This is a genomic window from Pseudomonas sp. A39, from assembly GCF_058145955.1.
Genome location: NZ_JBYVMD010000028.1, coordinates 73,784 through 89,996 on the forward strand (window position 1 = coordinate 73,784; position 16,213 = coordinate 89,996).

Sequence of the window (16,213 nt, forward strand, 5' to 3'; positions counted from 1 at the left end):
GGAGCGCAGCCGGGGAAAAGTGTGGCTGCCAAGGTCGTGCAGTGTACAGGACTGAGCCCGGCAACGTGCCGCAACGGTTTATTGTGTTGTGCAGATGCCTCTATAGTGAGGTTCATCCGGGAAGTTGAGAGACCGCGCATGCCGTTACCGTCCATGAAAGAGCAGTTCGCCGCACTGGTTGCCGCGCCTTCGGTCAGTTGCACCCAAGCGTCTCTCGACCAGACCAACCGCCCGGTGATCGATTTGCTTGCCAGCTGGCTGGGAGACCTGGGCTTCGCCATCGACATCCAACACGTCAGCCCCGGCAAGTTCAACCTGCTCGCCAGTTTTGGCAGCGGCCCCGGCGGCCTGGTGCTGGCGGGGCATAGCGACACCGTCCCTTATGACGCCGCGTTGTGGAAGACTGATCCGCTCAAACTGACGGAAGTCGACGGCCGCTGGGTAGGATTGGGCAGTTGCGACATGAAGGGCTTTTTCGCGCTGGCCATCGAAGCGGTATTGCCGCTGCTGGACCAACCGTTCAAGCAGCCGCTGCTGATCCTCGCGACCTGCGATGAAGAAAGCTCGATGTCCGGTGCGCGCGCACTGGCCGAGGCGGGTCGCCCCCTGGGCCGTGCGGCCGTGATCGGCGAGCCCACCGGCCTCAAGCCGATCCGCCTGCACAAAGGCGTGATGATGGAGCGCATCGACATTCTTGGGCAAAGCGGCCACTCGTCGGACCCGCGCCTGGGTCACAGTGCCCTGGAGGCCATGCACGACGCCATTGGCGAACTGCGTGGTTTGCGCCTGGCCTGGCAGCGGGAGTACCGCAACCCGCAATTCAGTGTGCCCCAGCCGACCATGAACTTCGGCTGCATCCACGGCGGTGACAACCCCAACCGCATCTGCGGCCAATGCTCCCTGGAATTCGACCTGCGACCTTTGCCGGGCATGGATCCCGAAGTGCTGCGCGCGGCCATCCGGCAGAAGCTTGAACCCTTGGCCGAGCGCCATCAGGTCAAGATCGACTATGCGCCGCTGTTCCCCGAAGTGCCGCCGTTTGAGCAAGTCGAAGACGCCGAGCTGGTGCGGGTCGCGGAACGATTGACCGGTCATCGTGCCGAAGCAGTAGCGTTCGGCACCGAAGCGCCTTATCTTCAGCGCCTTGGTTGTGAAACCCTGGTGCTCGGCCCCGGCGACATCGCCTGCGCCCACCAGCCGGGCGAGTACCTCGAAATGTCACGCTTGACGCCTACAGTGCGTCTATTGCGGGAACTGATCGAACATTACTGCCTGAAACCTGCATAAATTAACCCCTGCCTATTCGTACATAGAAGGAGAGTGAGCGTGTCGCCAAGCCTGTTCCGACGATAACCATCAGCCCGCTGTGCGTTTTCACGACTCATCCTTTTTCGGCTGCTTTTTATTACAGGCCCAGGTTCCATGCCCGAATACGTCAATTGGCTTCGTCACGCTTCGCCCTACATCAACGCTCACCGGGACTGCACCTTTGTGGTCATGCTGCCCGGCGATGGTGTGGAACATCCCAACTTCGGCAATATCGTCCACGACCTGGTGCTGCTCCACAGCCTCGGCGTGCGACTGGTGCTGGTGCACGGTTCGCGCCCACAGATTGAGGTGCGCCTTGAAGCGCGTGGCCTGACTCCGACTTACCACGAAGGCATGCGCATCACCGATGCCGCGACACTGGAGTGTGTGATCGACGCCGTCGGCCACTTGCGTATCGCCATCGAAGCACGCCTGTCGATGGACATGGCCTCGTCGCCGATGCAGGGCTCGCGCCTGCGCGTGACCAGCGGCAATTTCGTAACCGCACGTCCTATCGGCGTACTGGAAGGTGTGGACTACCACCACACCGGCGAAGTGCGTCGTGTCGACCGCAAGGGCATCAACCGCCTGCTGGACGAACGCTCCATCGTGCTGCTGTCGCCGCTGGGGTATTCACCGACCGGTGAGATCTTCAACCTGGCCTGCGAAGACGTCGCTACCCGCGCCGCCATCGACCTGGGCGCCGACAAGCTGCTGCTGTTTGGTGCCGACCTGGGCTTGATCGATGAAAACGGTCGCCTGGTGCGCGAGTTGCGCCCGCAACAAGTGCCGGCTCACCTGCAACGCCTGGGCAGCAGCAACTACCAGGCCGAGTTGCTGGATGCGGCCGCCGAGGCCTGTCGGGGCGGCGTAGGACGCAGCCATATCGTCAGCTACGCCGAAGACGGGGCCTTGCTCACCGAACTGTTCACACGGGACGGCGGCGGTACGCTGGTGGCCCAGGAGCAGTTCGAACTGGTGCGTGAAGCGGCGATTGAAGATGTCGGCGGCTTGCTCGACCTGATCAGCCCGCTGGAAGAGCAGGGCATCCTGGTGCGCCGTTCGCGCGAAGTGCTTGAGCGTGAGATCGAGCAGTTCAGCGTGGTGGAGCGCGAAGGCATGATCATCGCCTGTGCGGCGTTGTATCAGATCGCCGATTCGGATGCGGGTGAGCTGGCCTGCCTGGCGGTGAACCCGGAATACCGCCACGGCGCCCGGGGTGATGTGTTGCTGGAGCGTATCCAGACCCGTGCGCGGGCGCAGGGGTTGAAGACCTTGTTCGTGCTTACCACGCGTACCGCCCACTGGTTCCGTGAGCGCGGCTTTGTGCCGAGCAGTGTGGACCGTCTGCCGTCGGCGCGGGCGTCGCTGTACAACTATCAGCGTAACTCGAAGATTTTCGAGAAGGCGCTCTAAACCCGATTTCGGGAACGACACAGGTTAAAAATGTGGGAACGGCCTTGCTCGCTCCCACATTGGATCTGAGGTGTCTGGGCGTCCGGCAATCGGACGCTGGCCAGCAGTTCGGAAATGTCCGTAGTTTTTAGGCTGTCAGTTTCGAGATTTATTGCGCTGTCACCCGAACACCGCGTCGATTTCGCTACGTTTCCACTCAGCGGCAATTTCTGTCGCGTTCAGGTTCAACACATTCACTTTCCGAGCATGCAGGCCCCAAGGCTTCAGCGTGCCGAGCTGGCTTTTATGAGAGGTTGAGAGAATCGGTGTGGCGATGGTTCTTCCGATCAGGTCCTGGGCTGCGACATTGTGGCTGCCGTTATGCACCGCTCATGCTTCAGAAGCATTGATCTGGGCCGATACTAACGATGCAACGAGGGGTAGATTTCGTGAAGCCGCTGAGGTAGGCGATCGCAAATGGGCGGCTTTGACATCAAAAGAAAGAATTAGTGACACAAAAACTGTAACAAATTGACGGGAGGATATGCGTTTGGCCATGATGGCGTCGCGTTTTTGATCGTAGGTGACGTATGCAACCGTATGGCCACGCTATTCGATCTAAAAAGGCGTTAACAAATACCTTTTAGGCATTAGCTAAGGGAGCGGTTGGTCTACCCTGACCTGTCCGCATCACGAAATGGCTTATTCCCAAATCGTATGAAAAAGAATGAAACAATTCTTTTTGGGTGTATGAAAAACTCATTACCCTGCAGGGACCAAATCAACTGCGGTTAGACGAAGGTAGTAGACACACAAGGTTACGATTGACTTGTCAGTCACTATGCGGTGCTAATCGCGCATCTGTGGATCGAGGGCGTTAGACCCGAGACCTAAGAAATACAAAAATTAGAAATGAGAGGAGCGGTACATGAAGAAGTCCACCTTGGCTTTGGCTGTAGCTTTGGGCGCAATCGCCCAGCAAGCAGGCGCTGCCGGTTTCATCGAAGACAGTAAGGCAACACTGGGGCTGCGTAACTTTTACATCAACACGGACAACCGTGATGACGCCACCAAAGCGGCTGGCGCGCAGAACAAGCAAGAAGAATGGGGTCAAGCCTTTGACCTGCGTTTCATCTCCGGTTACACCCAAGGCACCGTAGGTTTCGGTCTTGACGCTATCGGCCTGCTGGGCGTGCGCCTGGATTCGGGCGGCGGCACCAACGGCGCCACTGCTCGTTCGAACGGCAATGCTGGTTCGTACGGTGGCACGGTTTTCCCGAGCAAGTCCAATGGCGAAGCCGTTGATAACTACTCCAGCCTGGGTCTGACGGCTAAAGCCAAGATCTCCCAGACCGAGTTGAAGCTGGGTACCCTGCAGCCTAAGCTGCCCGTTATCGTAACCAACGATGGCCGCCTGCTGCCGCAAACCTTCCAGGGTGGCCAGATCACCACCAACGACATCAAGGACCTGACCCTGGTTGCCGGCCAGATCGAAAAGGCCAAGGGTCGTAACTCCAGCAACGTCGAGAACCTGTCTCTCGCAGGTGCCAACGGCCGTACCGCCGCGGGTCGCGACAGCAACAAGTTCCTGTATGCCGGTGGTGACTACAAGATCACCAAGGACCTGACTGCCCAGTACTACTACGGCAATCTGGACCAGTTCTACAAGCAACACTTCCTGGGCCTGCTGCACAACTGGGCAATCGGTCCTGGCGTGTTGAAATCCGACCTGCGCTACTTCAACAGCCGCGCGGATGGTGCCAACAGCAACGACGCGAACTACTTCACTACGGGTGACTACGGCACTAACGCCGCTGGTAACACCATCACCAAAGGTAAAGTCGACAACAACCTGTACAGCGGCTTGTTCTTGTACACCGTTGCCGGCCACACCTTCGGTGGCGGTTACCAAGTCAGCAACGGTAACAGCGACTTCCCTTGGTTGAACCAAGGCGACGGTTCGTCGGCTTACCTGACCACTGACTCGCAGATCTCCAAGTTTGCCCGTGCTGGCGAACGTACTTGGCAAGCTCGCTACGCGTACGACTTCGCCAAGGTTGGCGTACCCGGCTTGACCGCTGGTGTGGTTTACCTGCGTGGCGACAACGTCGACACCCGCGGTGCCGTCGGCGCTACAACACCGCAACGCACTATCAGCGCCAATGGCGCGAACGAGTGGGAACGTGACATCACTGTTGCCTACGTCGTACCAGAAGGCCCACTGAAGAACGTCGGTGTAGCCTGGAAAAACGCTATGTGGCGCAACGACATCCCAGGTCAGCGCAATCAGGACGAAAACCGCCTGATCGTCAGCTACTCGCTGCCACTGCTGTAATAGCATGAAGCTGTTGTAAGCTTGTAAAACCTTGCCCGGCGCAACGCCGGGCAAGGTGTCTTACTTTTCAAGTCGGGCTCAACCCCCGCAAGCCCTTCCTGAACCCCTCTGTGTACAGCGTCTCAAGGCCTTCTCAAACCTTGAAATGGATGTTGCTCCTCGCGCGTACGCCCGTCCAATGAACAGATTTTTAATATTCCTTTATCGTCTAGATAAATCGATATTTATTCTTTTTAAATAATCCACAATCCATGCACAGTGGGCTCCATAAGCACTCACCAGGAGCCACACCATGAGCCTAAGACTGGGCGATATCGCCCCCGACTTCGAACAGGATTCCAGCGCCGGCAAGATTCGTTTCCACGAATGGCTGGGCGATAGCTGGGGTGTGTTGTTTTCCCACCCAGCGGACTTCACGCCGGTGTGCACCACCGAGCTGGGTTTCACCGCCAAACTCAAGGATGAATTCACCCAGCGTGGCGTCAAGGCCATCGCCCTGTCGGTGGACCCGGTGGACTCGCACCACAAGTGGATCGAAGACATCAACGAAACCCAGAACACGGTCGTCAACTTCCCGATCCTGGCCGACGCCGATCGCAAAGTGTCCGACCTGTATGACCTGATCCACCCCAACGCCAGTGACACGCTCACCGTGCGTTCCTTGTTCGTGATCGACCCGAACAAGAAGATCCGCCTGACCATCACCTACCCGGCCAGCACCGGGCGCAACTTCCACGAAATCCTGCGGGTGATTGACTCGTTGCAACTCACCGACAACCACAAGGTCGCCACGCCTGCCAACTGGCAGGACGGTGATGAAGTGGTGATCGTGCCGTCGCTCAAGGATGAGGAAGAGATCAAGAAGCGATTTCCGAAGGGGTATCGCGCAGTGAAGCCGTACCTGCGACTCACCCCGCAACCCAATCGTTAACGCGGATATAGGCATCGGGGGAAAGCCCCCTCTCCCACCGTTGACCGCATTCCCCTGTGGGAGGGGGCTTGCCCCCGATGGCGTCGTTCAATACACCGTCGTTGAAGCTGAATCACAACAAGGGTTTTCAGGCCGTTTCGACGGCCTTTTTTTTCGCCTGACGTTTAACCGTCCTTATATGCATTTAAAGAATAAACAAATGAAAAAATGAGATTTAAAGATATATGAATCTGCTGATAAGGTCTGTTCCATCTTGGCGCCATCGCCACACAGCGAACCGCCGGCACTTGCTCAAGGAATTCCTGCATGTTGGTCGTAACACTTGGAGGCAGTCCCAGCCAGCGTTCCCGCTCCGGGGTGTTGCTGGATAAAACCCGTCAGTGGTTGCAAGACAAAGGCGTAGAAGTCGTGAGTTACCAGATACGGGACTTCCCGGCTGAGGACTTGCTGCATGCGCGCTTCGACAGCCCAAAGGTCATCGACCTGCTGCAACAAGTGGCTAACGCGGACGGTCTGGTGATCGCCACGCCGGTGTACAAGGCCTCATTCTCCGGCGCGCTGAAGACGGTGCTGGACCTGTTGCCCGAGCGCGCCCTGGCCCACAAGATCGTGTTGCCGATGGCGACCGGCGGCAGCATCGCGCACATGTTGGCGGTGGATTACGCGCTGAAGCCGGTGTTGTCGGCGCTGAAAGCCCAGGAATTGCTCCACGGTATTTTTGCCGAAGACAGCCAGATCGCCTATGGCGAAGGCAGCGCCCAGGCGCAACTGGTGCCGGTGCTTGAACACCGTTTGCACGAGGCCCTGGAAACGCTCTACGGCGCCATGGCCCGTCGCCCGAAACCGCTGGACCCCCATGTGTTGAATGAACGTTTGTTGAGTGCTCGCTGGAGCATCTGAGCCTTACCGGATTTTGTAGTACTCACCTTACTCAGCCGCTAACGGCCAAGCAGGTGCAGCCAACCCCCTCATCGCATTATTTGGAGAGAGCGCCATGCGCACTGTCATCTTGCGTCGTGGTCTGGTCGCACTGTTTGCTGCGGCTGTGTCCTTCGGCGCCATTGTTCAAGCTCAAGCCGCCGAGACCCTGCGTATCGGTTATCAGAAGTACGGCACGCTGGTGCTGCTCAAAGCCAAGGGTTCCCTGGAAAAACGCCTCGCGGCCCAGGGCGTCAATGTCCAATGGACCGAGTTTCCGGGCGGCCCGCAACTGCTTGAAGGCCTGAACGTCGGCTCCATCGACTTCGGCGTGACCGGCGAAACCCCACCGGTATTCGCCCAGGCCGCCGGTGCCGACTTGCTCTACGTGGCCTACGAGCCGCCAGCGCCGACCAGCGAAGCAATCCTGGTGCCGAAAGATTCGCCGATCAAATCCGTGGCCGAACTCAAGGGCAAGAAAGTCGTGCTCAACAAAGGCTCCAACGTGCACTACCTGTTGGTACGTGCCCTGGAAGATGCCGGCCTGAAATACACCGACGTGCAGACCGTGTTCCTGCCGCCCGCCGATGCCCGTGCCGCCTTCGAGCGTGGCAGCGTGGACGCCTGGGTAATCTGGGACCCGTACCAGGCCGCCGCCGAGAAACAACTGCAGGCCCGCACCCTGCGTGACGGTACCGGCATCGCCGACAACCATCAGTTCTATCTGGCCACCAAGCCGTACGCTGAAAAACACCCTGAGGTGCTCAAGGCTCTGATCGAAGAAGTGCGCGCCGTGGGCGAGTGGTCCAAGGCCAACCCACAGGAAGTGACTGAACAAGTGGCGCCGCTGCTCGGCCTGCCGGCAGACATCACCCTGACCTCGGTGAAGCGCCAAGGCTACGGCGCACTGTTCCTGACCCCGGAAGTGGTGGCGGCCCAGCAGAAAATTGCCGACAGCTTCTACCAACTCAAATTGATCCCCAAGCCCTTGAGCATCAAGGACGTGATCTGGACGCCACCCGCCGCCGTGGCTAAAGCGCCGTAATCCGACTTCTTCAGGAGACAACTCCATGAGCCTCAATATTTTCTGGTTCCTGCCTACCCACGGCGACGGCCATTACCTTGGCACCGCCGAAGGCGCTCGCGCCGTTGACCACGGTTACCTGCAGCAAGTGGCCCAGGCCGCTGATCGCCTGGGTTTCGGCGGGGTGCTGATCCCGACCGGGCGTTCGTGCGAAGACTCGTGGCTGGTGGCTGCTTCGCTGATCCCGGTGACCCAGCGTTTGAAATTCCTCGTCGCGCTGCGCCCTGGGATCATTTCCCCGACGGTGGCGGCACGTCAGGCCGCGACCCTCGACCGCCTGTCCGGAGGTCGCGCATTGTTCAACCTGGTCACCGGTGGTGATCCGGAAGAATTGGCCGGCGACGGTCTGTTCCTCAGCCACGAAGAGCGTTACCAGGCCTCGGTGGAATTCACCCGTATCTGGCGTCGTGTGCTGGAAGGTGAAACCGTGGATTACGACGGCGAACACATCAGCGTCAAAGGCGCTAAGTTGCTTTACCCGCCGATCCAGCAACCGCGTCCGCCGTTGTACTTCGGCGGCTCCTCCGAAGCGGCCCAGGACCTGGCGGCCGAACAGGTGGAAATGGTCCTGACCTGGGGTGAGCCACCGGCCGCTGTCGCGGAAAAAATCGCACAGGTGCGGGCCAAGGCCGCGAAGCTGGGGCGCACGGTGCGCTTTGGTATTCGCCTGCATGTGATCGTGCGCGAAACCAACGATGAAGCGTGGAAAGCCGCCGATAAACTGATCTCCCACCTGGACGACGACACCATCGCCCGTGCCCAGGCCTCCCTGGCGCGCTTCGATTCTGTTGGCCAGCAACGCATGGCGGCCTTGCATGGCGGCAATCGCGACAACCTCGAGGTCAGCCCTAACCTGTGGGCCGGCGTCGGCCTGGTGCGCGGCGGTGCGGGCACCGCGCTGGTAGGCGATGGCCCAACCGTCGCGGCACGCGTGAAGGAATACGCAGCACTGGGCATCGACACCTTTATCTTCTCCGGTTATCCACACCTGGAAGAGTCGTATCGGGTGGCTGAGCTGTTGTTCCCCCACTTGGATATCGAACGTCCCGAGCTGCCGAAAAGCGCCGGGTACGTGAGCCCGTTCGGCGAAATGGTCGCCAACGACATCCTTCCTAAAGCTGCGTCACAGAGCTGAGGTGGCGCCATGAGTTTTGAAAAATTAAGCCACCGCGTCGCGCCCTGGGTGCTGCCGGTGTTGTTGCTGGCGGTGTGGCAGTTGTCGGTGTCGGCGGGTTGGTTGTCGACGCGTATTCTGCCGGCGCCCAGCGCCGTGATTGCAGCCGGCGTCCACCTGGTGGCCAGCGGCGAAATCTGGACCCACCTGGCCATCAGTGGCTGGCGCGCGGGCCTGGGTTTTGTGATCGGCGGCAGCATCGGCCTGGCCCTGGGGTTTATCACCGGCCTGTCGACGTGGGGCGAACGCCTGCTGGACAGCTCGGTGCAGATGATCCGCAACGTGCCACACCTGGCGTTGATTCCGCTGGTGATCCTGTGGTTTGGCATCGACGAGACGGCGAAGATATTTCTCGTCGCGCTCGGCACGCTGTTCCCGATCTACCTCAACACCTACCACGGCATTCGCAACGTCGACCCGGCACTGGTGGAAATGTCGCGCAGCTACGGCTTGTCCGGGTTCAGCCTGTTCCGCCAGGTGATCCTGCCGGGCGCGCTGCCGTCGATCCTGGTGGGCGTGCGGTTTGCCCTGGGCTTTATGTGGTTGACGCTGATTGTGGCGGAAACCATTTCCGCCAGCTCCGGCATCGGTTACCTGGCGATGAATGCGCGTGAATTCCTGCAAACCGACGTGGTGGTGTTGGCCATCGTCATGTACGCCATCCTCGGCAAGCTCGCCGATCTGGCCGCTCGCGGCCTGGAGCGGGTGTGGCTGCGCTGGCACCCGGCGTATCAAGTGAATAAAGGAGGTGCGGCATGACAGCTCAACAACCCCCGCGCCTGCTCAAGGGCATCCCCCTGGCGGTGCGCAAGTTGCGCAAGGCCTTTGGCGCGCGCGAAGTGCTCAAGGACATCGACCTGCACATTCCTGCCGGCCAATTCGTGGCGGTGGTCGGTCGCAGTGGTTGCGGCAAAAGTACCTTGCTGCGCCTGCTGGCCGGCCTGGACAAAGCCAGCGGCGGTGAGCTGCTCGCCGGTTCCGCACCGCTAAGCGAAGCCATTGAAGACACGCGGCTGATGTTTCAGGAAGCGCGCCTGCTGCCGTGGAAAAAGATCATCGATAACGTCGGGCTGGGCCTTAAAGGCAACTGGCGCCCCAAAGCGTTGGAAGCCCTTGAAGCGGTCGGCCTGGCCGAACGTGCCAATGAATGGCCGGCGGCGCTGTCTGGCGGGCAGAAGCAACGCGTGGCCCTGGCCCGTGCGCTGATTCACCAACCGCGCTTGCTGCTGCTCGATGAACCGCTGGGCGCGCTGGATGCCCTGACCCGCATCGAGATGCAGCAACTGATCGAAAACCTCTGGCAGAAGCACGGTTTCACCGTGTTGCTGGTGACCCACGACGTCAGCGAAGCCGTGGCCATTGCCGACCGGGTGATCCTGATCGAAGACGGCGAAATCGGCCTCGACCTCATCGTCGACCTGCCGCGCCCACGTGCCCGTGGCTCACATCGCCTGGCCGCGCTGGAAGCCGAAGTGCTCAACCGTGTGTTGTCGTTACCCGGCACGCCGCCGGAACCCGAACCTGTTTCACCGCTGCCTACGCAATTGCGTTGGGCTCAATAACTCACTTGTCCCATGAAGGAAGAACAACATGACTATTAAAGCCATCAACGTGCGTAACCAGTTCAAAGGCACCATCAAGGAAATCGTCGAAGGCGACGTGCTGTCGGAAATTGACGTACAGACCGCGTCCGGCATCGTCACTTCCGTGATCACCACCCGCTCGGTCAAAGAGCTGGAGTTGGTGATTGGCAGCGAAGTGATCGCCTTCGTGAAGTCCACCGAGGTGTCGATTGCCAAGTTGTGATCGCACCTGAGGCCGCCATCGGGGGCAAGCCCCTCCCACATTTTGACCTGTGAATACATTCAAAAGGTGGGAGGGGGCTTGCCCCCGATTAGGCCGGCCCAGCCACCACACTACTCAGCGCTTGGGCAGGTACGCCGGCAAATAAAGCCCCACATACGCATCAAACACCCGCATCCCTTCCTCCGCCATGCGTGGCGTGATCAGCCCATGCTGATGCACCGAGCGCGCATACACGCGATCGCTCAGTTCCAGCGCCAGGGCAAACACGTCGACATCGCTGGGCAGTGTCGGCACTTCGAAGTGGCGATTGAACACGTCCAGCATCAAGTTCCCCAATTCCAGATCATGCTGGCGATCCGCCTGGGTCACCTCGGTCAGCCCGTGCTGGGCCAGGATCAACTGGCGTGCAGCGGCGTCCTCGTCGTAGATGGCGAGCATGCGTTGCTCGACGATGTAGGACAGATCACGCCAGTGCTTGAGTGAGTCGTGCTCGATGGGCGCCTGAATGGCCGCCCGGAATGCTGCGTGCACATCTGCTGTCAGCGCTTCCAGCAACGCGGGCACGCTGGCGAAAAAGTGATACACCGACGACGGCGGGATCTGCGCCCGTTCGGCCACGCTGTAGATCGACAAACCGGCCACGCCTTCGGCGGCCAGCAAGGTGCGGGCGGCGTCGAGAATCGCGTCGATCCGGGCCTGGCTACGGGCGCGGGGTTTGCGAGGGGTGGCGGGGCGGGTGGTCATGGAAGTCTCCTACAAGGCAGAGCGCATTGTACGCAGAGCTTAAGGATGATCCATACCTGGGAGTAGGCGCTTTCGTGGCGAGTGAGTGTGTTGTAGTGAGCGGGCTTGCCCCGCGCTGGGCTGCGAAGCAGTCCCAATAAAAACACCGAGTTCATTCAGAAGGAACTCGGCGTCGGGTTGTGGGGCTGCTTCGCAACCCAGCGCGGGGCAAGCCCGCTCACCACAGCAAGCCCGCCCACCGCATTGAATACCGCAACCGCTTACACGGTATGCAGGTACCAGTTGTACTCAAGGTCGGAGATGGAATGTTCGAACTCTTCCAGCTCACTTTCCTTACAGGCAACGAAGATATCGATGTATTTAGGATCGATGTACTTGGCCATCACCTCGCTGTCGTCCAACTCACGCAATGCATCGCGCAGGTTGTTCGGCAGGCTTTGTTCGTTCTGCTCGTAGCTGTTGCCTTCCACCGGTGCGCCAGGCTCGATCTTGTTGGTCAGGCCGTGGTGCACGCCTGCCAAAACCGAAGCCATCAGCAGGTAAGGGTTGGCGTCGGCGCCCGCCACGCGGTGTTCGATACGCACGGCATCGGACGAGCCGGTCGGTACGCGAATCGCCACGGTGCGGTTATCCAGGCCCCAGCACGGCGAGTTCGGCACGTAGAACTGTGCGCCGAAACGGCGATAGGAGTTGACGTTGGGGCACAGGAACGCCATTTGAGCGGGTAGGGTCTCGAGCACACCGCCGATCGCGTGACGCAATGCGGCGTTCTGCTCGGGATCCTCGCTGGCAAAGATGTTCTTGCCGTCTTTGTCCAGGATCGAAATGTGTACGTGCAAACCGTTGCCTGCCTGGCCTGGGTAAGGCTTGGCCATGAAGGTGGTGTCCATCTCATGGTCGTAGGCGATGTTCTTGATCAGACGCTTGAGCAGGACCGCGTAGTCGCACGCCTTGATCGGGTCGGCTACGTGGTGCAGGTTCACTTCGAACTGCGCCGGGGCACTTTCCTTGACGATGGCGTCGGCCGGGATGCCTTGCTCTTTGGCACCTTCCAGGATGTCCTGGAGGCAGTCGACGTATTCGTCGAGGTCGTCGATCAGGTAAACCTGTGTCGAGTGCGGACGTTTGCCGGAGATCGGCGAGCGGGGCGGTTGTGGGCGGCCGTTCACGTTCTCCTGGTCGATCAGGTAGAACTCGAGTTCGAAAGCGGCGCAGATGGTCAGGCCAAGGTCGTCAAATTTGCTTACAACTTGGCGGAGCACTTCGCGCGGATCGGCGAAGAAAGGTTCACCTTCAAGTTCGTGCATGGTCATCAGCAGTTGCGCGGTAGGGCGCTTTTGCCAGGGTTCATTGCACAGGGTGTCGGGGATTGGATAACAGATTCGGTCAGCATCACCGATGTCCAGGCCCAGGCCGGTGCTTTCCACCGTAGAGCCGTTGATATCCAGGGCAAATAAAGAGGCAGGCAGGTTAATGCCCTTCTCGTAAACCTTGTGGAGGCTGGTGCGTTCGATGCGCTTGCCGCGCACCACACCATTCATATCCGCAATTAGAAGGTCTACGTACAGAACCTCAGGATGATCCTTAAGGAACGCGTTCGCTTCGTTAAGCTGAACGGCACGCGGGGGTACCGACATGATGCAACACCTTTGTTGTTAAAAATATCAATCATTGATCTTTTCTGGTTTCAGTCAACCCGAACGGCATGCCGAAGTCAAGCGAGGCCTTTTTTGCCCTAAAAAAGCGCTGCGAAGGCTTTTTTGGGGCTTTTTGGGGCGGTTTTTTGGGTTTGACGGGCTTGGGACTCGCAGGCTTGAGCGGGCCGTGTTGTATTTTTTACGGGGGTGTTGTGTAAAAAAATGAACAAGGCTAAGCTCGATTCAAACCCATAACAGCAATAATACCGGGGTGCTTCATGTCTCGCCTGCCGCCACTCGGCGTCTTGGCCTGCTTCAGCCAGGCTGTGTCATCCGTCCATTCCTCCCGCGTGATTGCTCGCGCCCCGGCCAATATTCTTGACGCCCGGTCCGACCTCTTTTTTGCCTCCTCGTTTGCCACCGAACGGCTCGCGTCCGCTGTGCTGCTCAAAATTGCACACAACTTTGGCGTGAGGAATGCAACGCTGCAGCAAATGGCAGGTAAGCTCCTACCCTGAATGAAAAAACGACGCGGATGCTGCGTCAACCAACGCCTGGCCTTTAATGGATGCCAGGAAACCCAGCCCAGAGGCATTTATGAGTAACAACCTCGACCAGCTCACCGATTGGTTGAAAGACCACAAGATCACAGAAGTCGAATGCATGATTGGCGACCTCACCGGCATCACCCGGGGCAAGATCTCGCCGACCAACAAGTTCATCGCCGAAAAAGGCATGCGCCTGCCCGAGAGCGTTCTGTTGCAGACCGTGACCGGCGACTATGTCGAAGACGACATTTATTACGAATTGCTCGACCCGGCCGACATCGACATGATCTGCCGCCCCGACCAGAACGCGGTGTTCCTGGTGCCTTGGGCCATCGAGCCGACTGCCCAGGTGATCCACGACACCTACGACAAGCAAGGCAACCCGATCGAGCTGTCGCCGCGCAACGTACTCAAGAAAGTCCTCAAGCTCTATGCCGACAAAGGCTGGCAGCCCATCGTGGCGCCGGAGATGGAGTTCTACCTGACCAAACGCTGCGAAGACCCGGACTTCCCGCTGCAACCGCCGATTGGCCGTTCCGGGCGCCCCGAGACCGGTCGCCAATCCTTCTCTATAGAAGCCGCCAACGAATTCGACCCGCTGTTCGAAGACGTCTACGACTGGTGCGAACTGCAGGAACTGGACCTCGACACGCTGATCCACGAAGACGGCACGGCGCAGATGGAAATCAACTTCCGTCATGGCGATGCCCTGTCGCTGGCCGACCAGATCCTGGTGTTCAAGCGCACCATGCGTGAAGCCGCGCTCAAGCACAATGTGGCCGCGACCTTTATGGCCAAGCCGATGACCGGCGAGCCCGGCAGCGCGATGCACCTGCACCAGAGCATCATCGACATCGCTACCGGCAAGAACGTCTTCTCCAATGAAGACGGGTCCATGAGCGAGCTGTTCCTCAACCACATTGGCGGCCTGCAGAAATTCATCCCTGAATTGCTGCCGCTGTTTGCGCCTAACGTGAACTCGTTCCGCCGCTTCCTGCCGGATACCTCGGCGCCGGTGAACGTGGAGTGGGGCGAAGAAAACCGCACCGTGGGCCTGCGCGTACCGGATGCCGGCCCGCAGAACCGGCGTGTGGAAAACCGCCTGCCGGGCGCCGACGCCAACCCGTACCTGGCGATTGCCGCCAGCCTGCTGTGTGGCTACATCGGCATGGTCGAAGGCCATAACCCCAGCGCGCCAGTGGTAGGCCGTGGTTACGAGCGTCGCAACCTGCGCCTGCCGTTGACCATCGAAGACGCCCTGGAACGCATGGAAAACAGCAAGACCATCGAGAAATACCTGGGTCAGAAATTCATCACAGGCTACGTCGCGGTCAAGCGGGCCGAGCATGAAAACTTCAAGCGCGTCATCAGTTCGTGGGAGCGGGAATTCCTGCTCTTCGCCGTCTGATGCGCCGGGCGCGCCCTTGAAAGCGGCGCGCCCTTTACTGAAAAGTCTAGGAGATCGGTATGTCCAGCAACAACCCGCAAACCCGTGAATGGCAAGCCTTGAGCAGTGATCACCACCTGGCGCCGTTCAGCGACTTCAAGCAATTGAAAGAGAAAGGCCCACGGATCATCACCAAAGCCCACGGCGTTTACCTGTGGGACAGCGAAGGCAACAAGATCCTCGACGGCATGGCCGGCCTGTGGTGCGTGGCGATCGGTTACGGTCGCGATGAACTGGCTGACGCCGCCGCCAAGCAGATGAAAGAACTGCCGTACTACAACCTGTTCTTCCAGACCGCTCACCCACCGGTACTGGAGTTGGCCAAGGCCATTTCCGATATCGCACCGGCCGGCATGAACCACGTGTTCTTCACCGGTTCCGGCTCCGAAGGCAACGACACCATGTTGCGCATGGTCCGCCACTATTGGGCGATCAAGGGCCAGCCGAACAAGAAAACCATCATCAGCCGCAAGAATGGCTACCACGGCTCCACCGTGGCCGGCGCCAGCCTGGGCGGCATGACCTATATGCATGAGCAGGGCGACTTGCCGATCCCGGGCATCACCCACATCGCGCAGCCGTACTGGTTTGGCGAAGGCGGCGACATGAGCCCCGAAGAATTCGGCGTGTGGGCTGCCAACCAGTTGGAAGAGAAGATCCTGGAACTGGGCGTGGACAACGTCGGTGCCTTTATTGCCGAGCCGATCCAGGGCGCTGGTGGTGTGATCGTGCCGCCCGCCACCTACTGGCCGCGCATCAAGGAAATCCTCGCCAAGTACGACATCCTGTTTGTCGCCGATGAGGTGATCTGCGGTTTCGGCCGGACCGGTGAGTGGTTCGGTAGCGATTTCTACGACCTCAAGCCCCACATGATGACCATCGCCAA

15 protein-coding genes and 1 pseudogene are annotated in these 16,213 nt (G+C 59.6%); 13 read left to right on the plus strand and 3 right to left on the minus strand.

Annotated elements, in window-relative coordinates; genetic code table 11:
• Nucleotides 1-138: 138 nt before the first annotated feature.
• Nucleotides 139-1,287 carry an acetylornithine deacetylase gene (argE, locus tag AC3ZU9_RS20480; RefSeq protein ID WP_046034906.1) on the plus strand — a complete coding sequence of 383 codons (1,149 nt, stop codon included), beginning with the start codon at nucleotides 139-141 and terminating at the stop codon, nucleotides 1,285-1,287.
• A gap of 135 nt (nucleotides 1,288-1,422) precedes the next feature.
• The gene (gene argA, locus AC3ZU9_RS20485; RefSeq protein ID WP_015886427.1) at nucleotides 1,423-2,724 is read left to right on the plus strand and encodes an amino-acid N-acetyltransferase; all 1,302 of its coding nucleotides are present in this window, start codon (nucleotides 1,423-1,425) and stop codon (nucleotides 2,722-2,724) included.
• A gap of 165 nt (nucleotides 2,725-2,889) precedes the next feature.
• Here the strand turns inward: argA and tauA are convergent.
• Nucleotides 2,890-3,261 (minus strand): annotated as a pseudogene (gene tauA, locus AC3ZU9_RS20490) (taurine ABC transporter substrate-binding protein); the annotation flags it as partial.
• A gap of 370 nt (nucleotides 3,262-3,631) precedes the next feature.
• Here tauA and AC3ZU9_RS20495 point away from each other — a divergent pair.
• The 8 genes from AC3ZU9_RS20495 to AC3ZU9_RS20530 all read left to right on the plus strand — a co-directional run bounded on the left by AC3ZU9_RS20495 (nucleotide 3,632) and on the right by AC3ZU9_RS20530 (nucleotide 10,951).
• Nucleotides 3,632-5,038 carry an OprD family porin gene (locus AC3ZU9_RS20495; RefSeq protein ID WP_490091237.1) on the plus strand — a complete coding sequence of 469 codons (1,407 nt, stop codon included), beginning with the start codon at nucleotides 3,632-3,634 and terminating at the stop codon, nucleotides 5,036-5,038.
• 292 nt (nucleotides 5,039-5,330) lie between these two features.
• The gene (locus tag AC3ZU9_RS20500) at nucleotides 5,331-5,969 is read left to right on the plus strand and encodes a peroxiredoxin (protein WP_490091238.1); all 639 of its coding nucleotides are present in this window, start codon (nucleotides 5,331-5,333) and stop codon (nucleotides 5,967-5,969) included.
• A gap of 306 nt (nucleotides 5,970-6,275) precedes the next feature.
• Nucleotides 6,276-6,869 (plus strand): NADPH-dependent FMN reductase, encoded by a 594-nt coding sequence (gene ssuE, locus AC3ZU9_RS20505; RefSeq protein WP_015886424.1) that lies wholly within the window; start codon nucleotides 6,276-6,278, stop codon nucleotides 6,867-6,869.
• Between the two features lie 94 nt (nucleotides 6,870-6,963).
• On the plus strand, nucleotides 6,964-7,932 hold the full coding sequence (locus AC3ZU9_RS20510) for a sulfonate ABC transporter substrate-binding protein (protein ID WP_015886423.1): 969 nt from the start codon (nucleotides 6,964-6,966) through the stop codon (nucleotides 7,930-7,932).
• Between the two features lie 25 nt (nucleotides 7,933-7,957).
• Nucleotides 7,958-9,106, plus strand: coding sequence for an FMNH2-dependent alkanesulfonate monooxygenase (gene ssuD / locus AC3ZU9_RS20515; RefSeq protein ID WP_015886422.1), 1,149 nt, complete (start codon nucleotides 7,958-7,960; stop codon nucleotides 9,104-9,106).
• Between the two features lie 9 nt (nucleotides 9,107-9,115).
• Nucleotides 9,116-9,904, plus strand: a complete 789-nt coding sequence (gene ssuC / locus AC3ZU9_RS20520) for an aliphatic sulfonate ABC transporter permease SsuC (RefSeq protein ID WP_015886421.1) — start codon at nucleotides 9,116-9,118, stop codon at nucleotides 9,902-9,904.
• Entirely contained in the window at nucleotides 9,901-10,707 is an 807-nt protein-coding gene (gene ssuB / locus AC3ZU9_RS20525; RefSeq protein WP_015886420.1) for an aliphatic sulfonates ABC transporter ATP-binding protein, read from the plus strand. The genes ssuC and ssuB overlap by 4 nt, the downstream gene beginning before the upstream one ends.
• A gap of 28 nt (nucleotides 10,708-10,735) precedes the next feature.
• Complete coding sequence (locus tag AC3ZU9_RS20530; RefSeq protein WP_003213899.1) at nucleotides 10,736-10,951, plus strand: TOBE domain-containing protein; 216 nt, start codon at nucleotides 10,736-10,738, stop codon at nucleotides 10,949-10,951.
• 114 nt (nucleotides 10,952-11,065) lie between these two features.
• Here AC3ZU9_RS20530 and AC3ZU9_RS20535 read toward each other — a convergent pair whose 3' ends face one another.
• Nucleotides 11,066-11,695 (minus strand): TetR/AcrR family transcriptional regulator, encoded by a 630-nt coding sequence (locus AC3ZU9_RS20535; RefSeq protein ID WP_046034907.1) that lies wholly within the window; start codon nucleotides 11,693-11,695, stop codon nucleotides 11,066-11,068.
• Nucleotides 11,696-11,955: 260 nt separating this feature from the next.
• The gene (locus AC3ZU9_RS20540; RefSeq protein ID WP_003213894.1) at nucleotides 11,956-13,332 is read right to left on the minus strand and encodes a glutamine synthetase family protein; all 1,377 of its coding nucleotides are present in this window, start codon (nucleotides 13,330-13,332) and stop codon (nucleotides 11,956-11,958) included.
• Nucleotides 13,333-13,610: 278 nt separating this feature from the next.
• Here AC3ZU9_RS20540 and AC3ZU9_RS20545 point away from each other — a divergent pair, with 278 nt between their 5' ends.
• The 3 genes from AC3ZU9_RS20545 to AC3ZU9_RS20555 form a co-directional block, all read left to right on the plus strand.
• A complete protein-coding gene (locus AC3ZU9_RS20545) occupies nucleotides 13,611-13,850 on the plus strand; it encodes a hypothetical protein (RefSeq protein WP_015886418.1) in 240 nt (79 codons plus the stop codon).
• 79 nt (nucleotides 13,851-13,929) lie between these two features.
• Nucleotides 13,930-15,288: a glutamine synthetase family protein gene (locus tag AC3ZU9_RS20550; RefSeq protein WP_015886417.1), complete on the plus strand. Its 1,359-nt coding sequence runs from the start codon at nucleotides 13,930-13,932 to the stop codon at nucleotides 15,286-15,288.
• A gap of 53 nt (nucleotides 15,289-15,341) precedes the next feature.
• The coding region (locus AC3ZU9_RS20555) for an aminotransferase (protein ID WP_490091241.1) at nucleotides 15,342-16,213 on the plus strand (872 nt) is incomplete at its 3' end.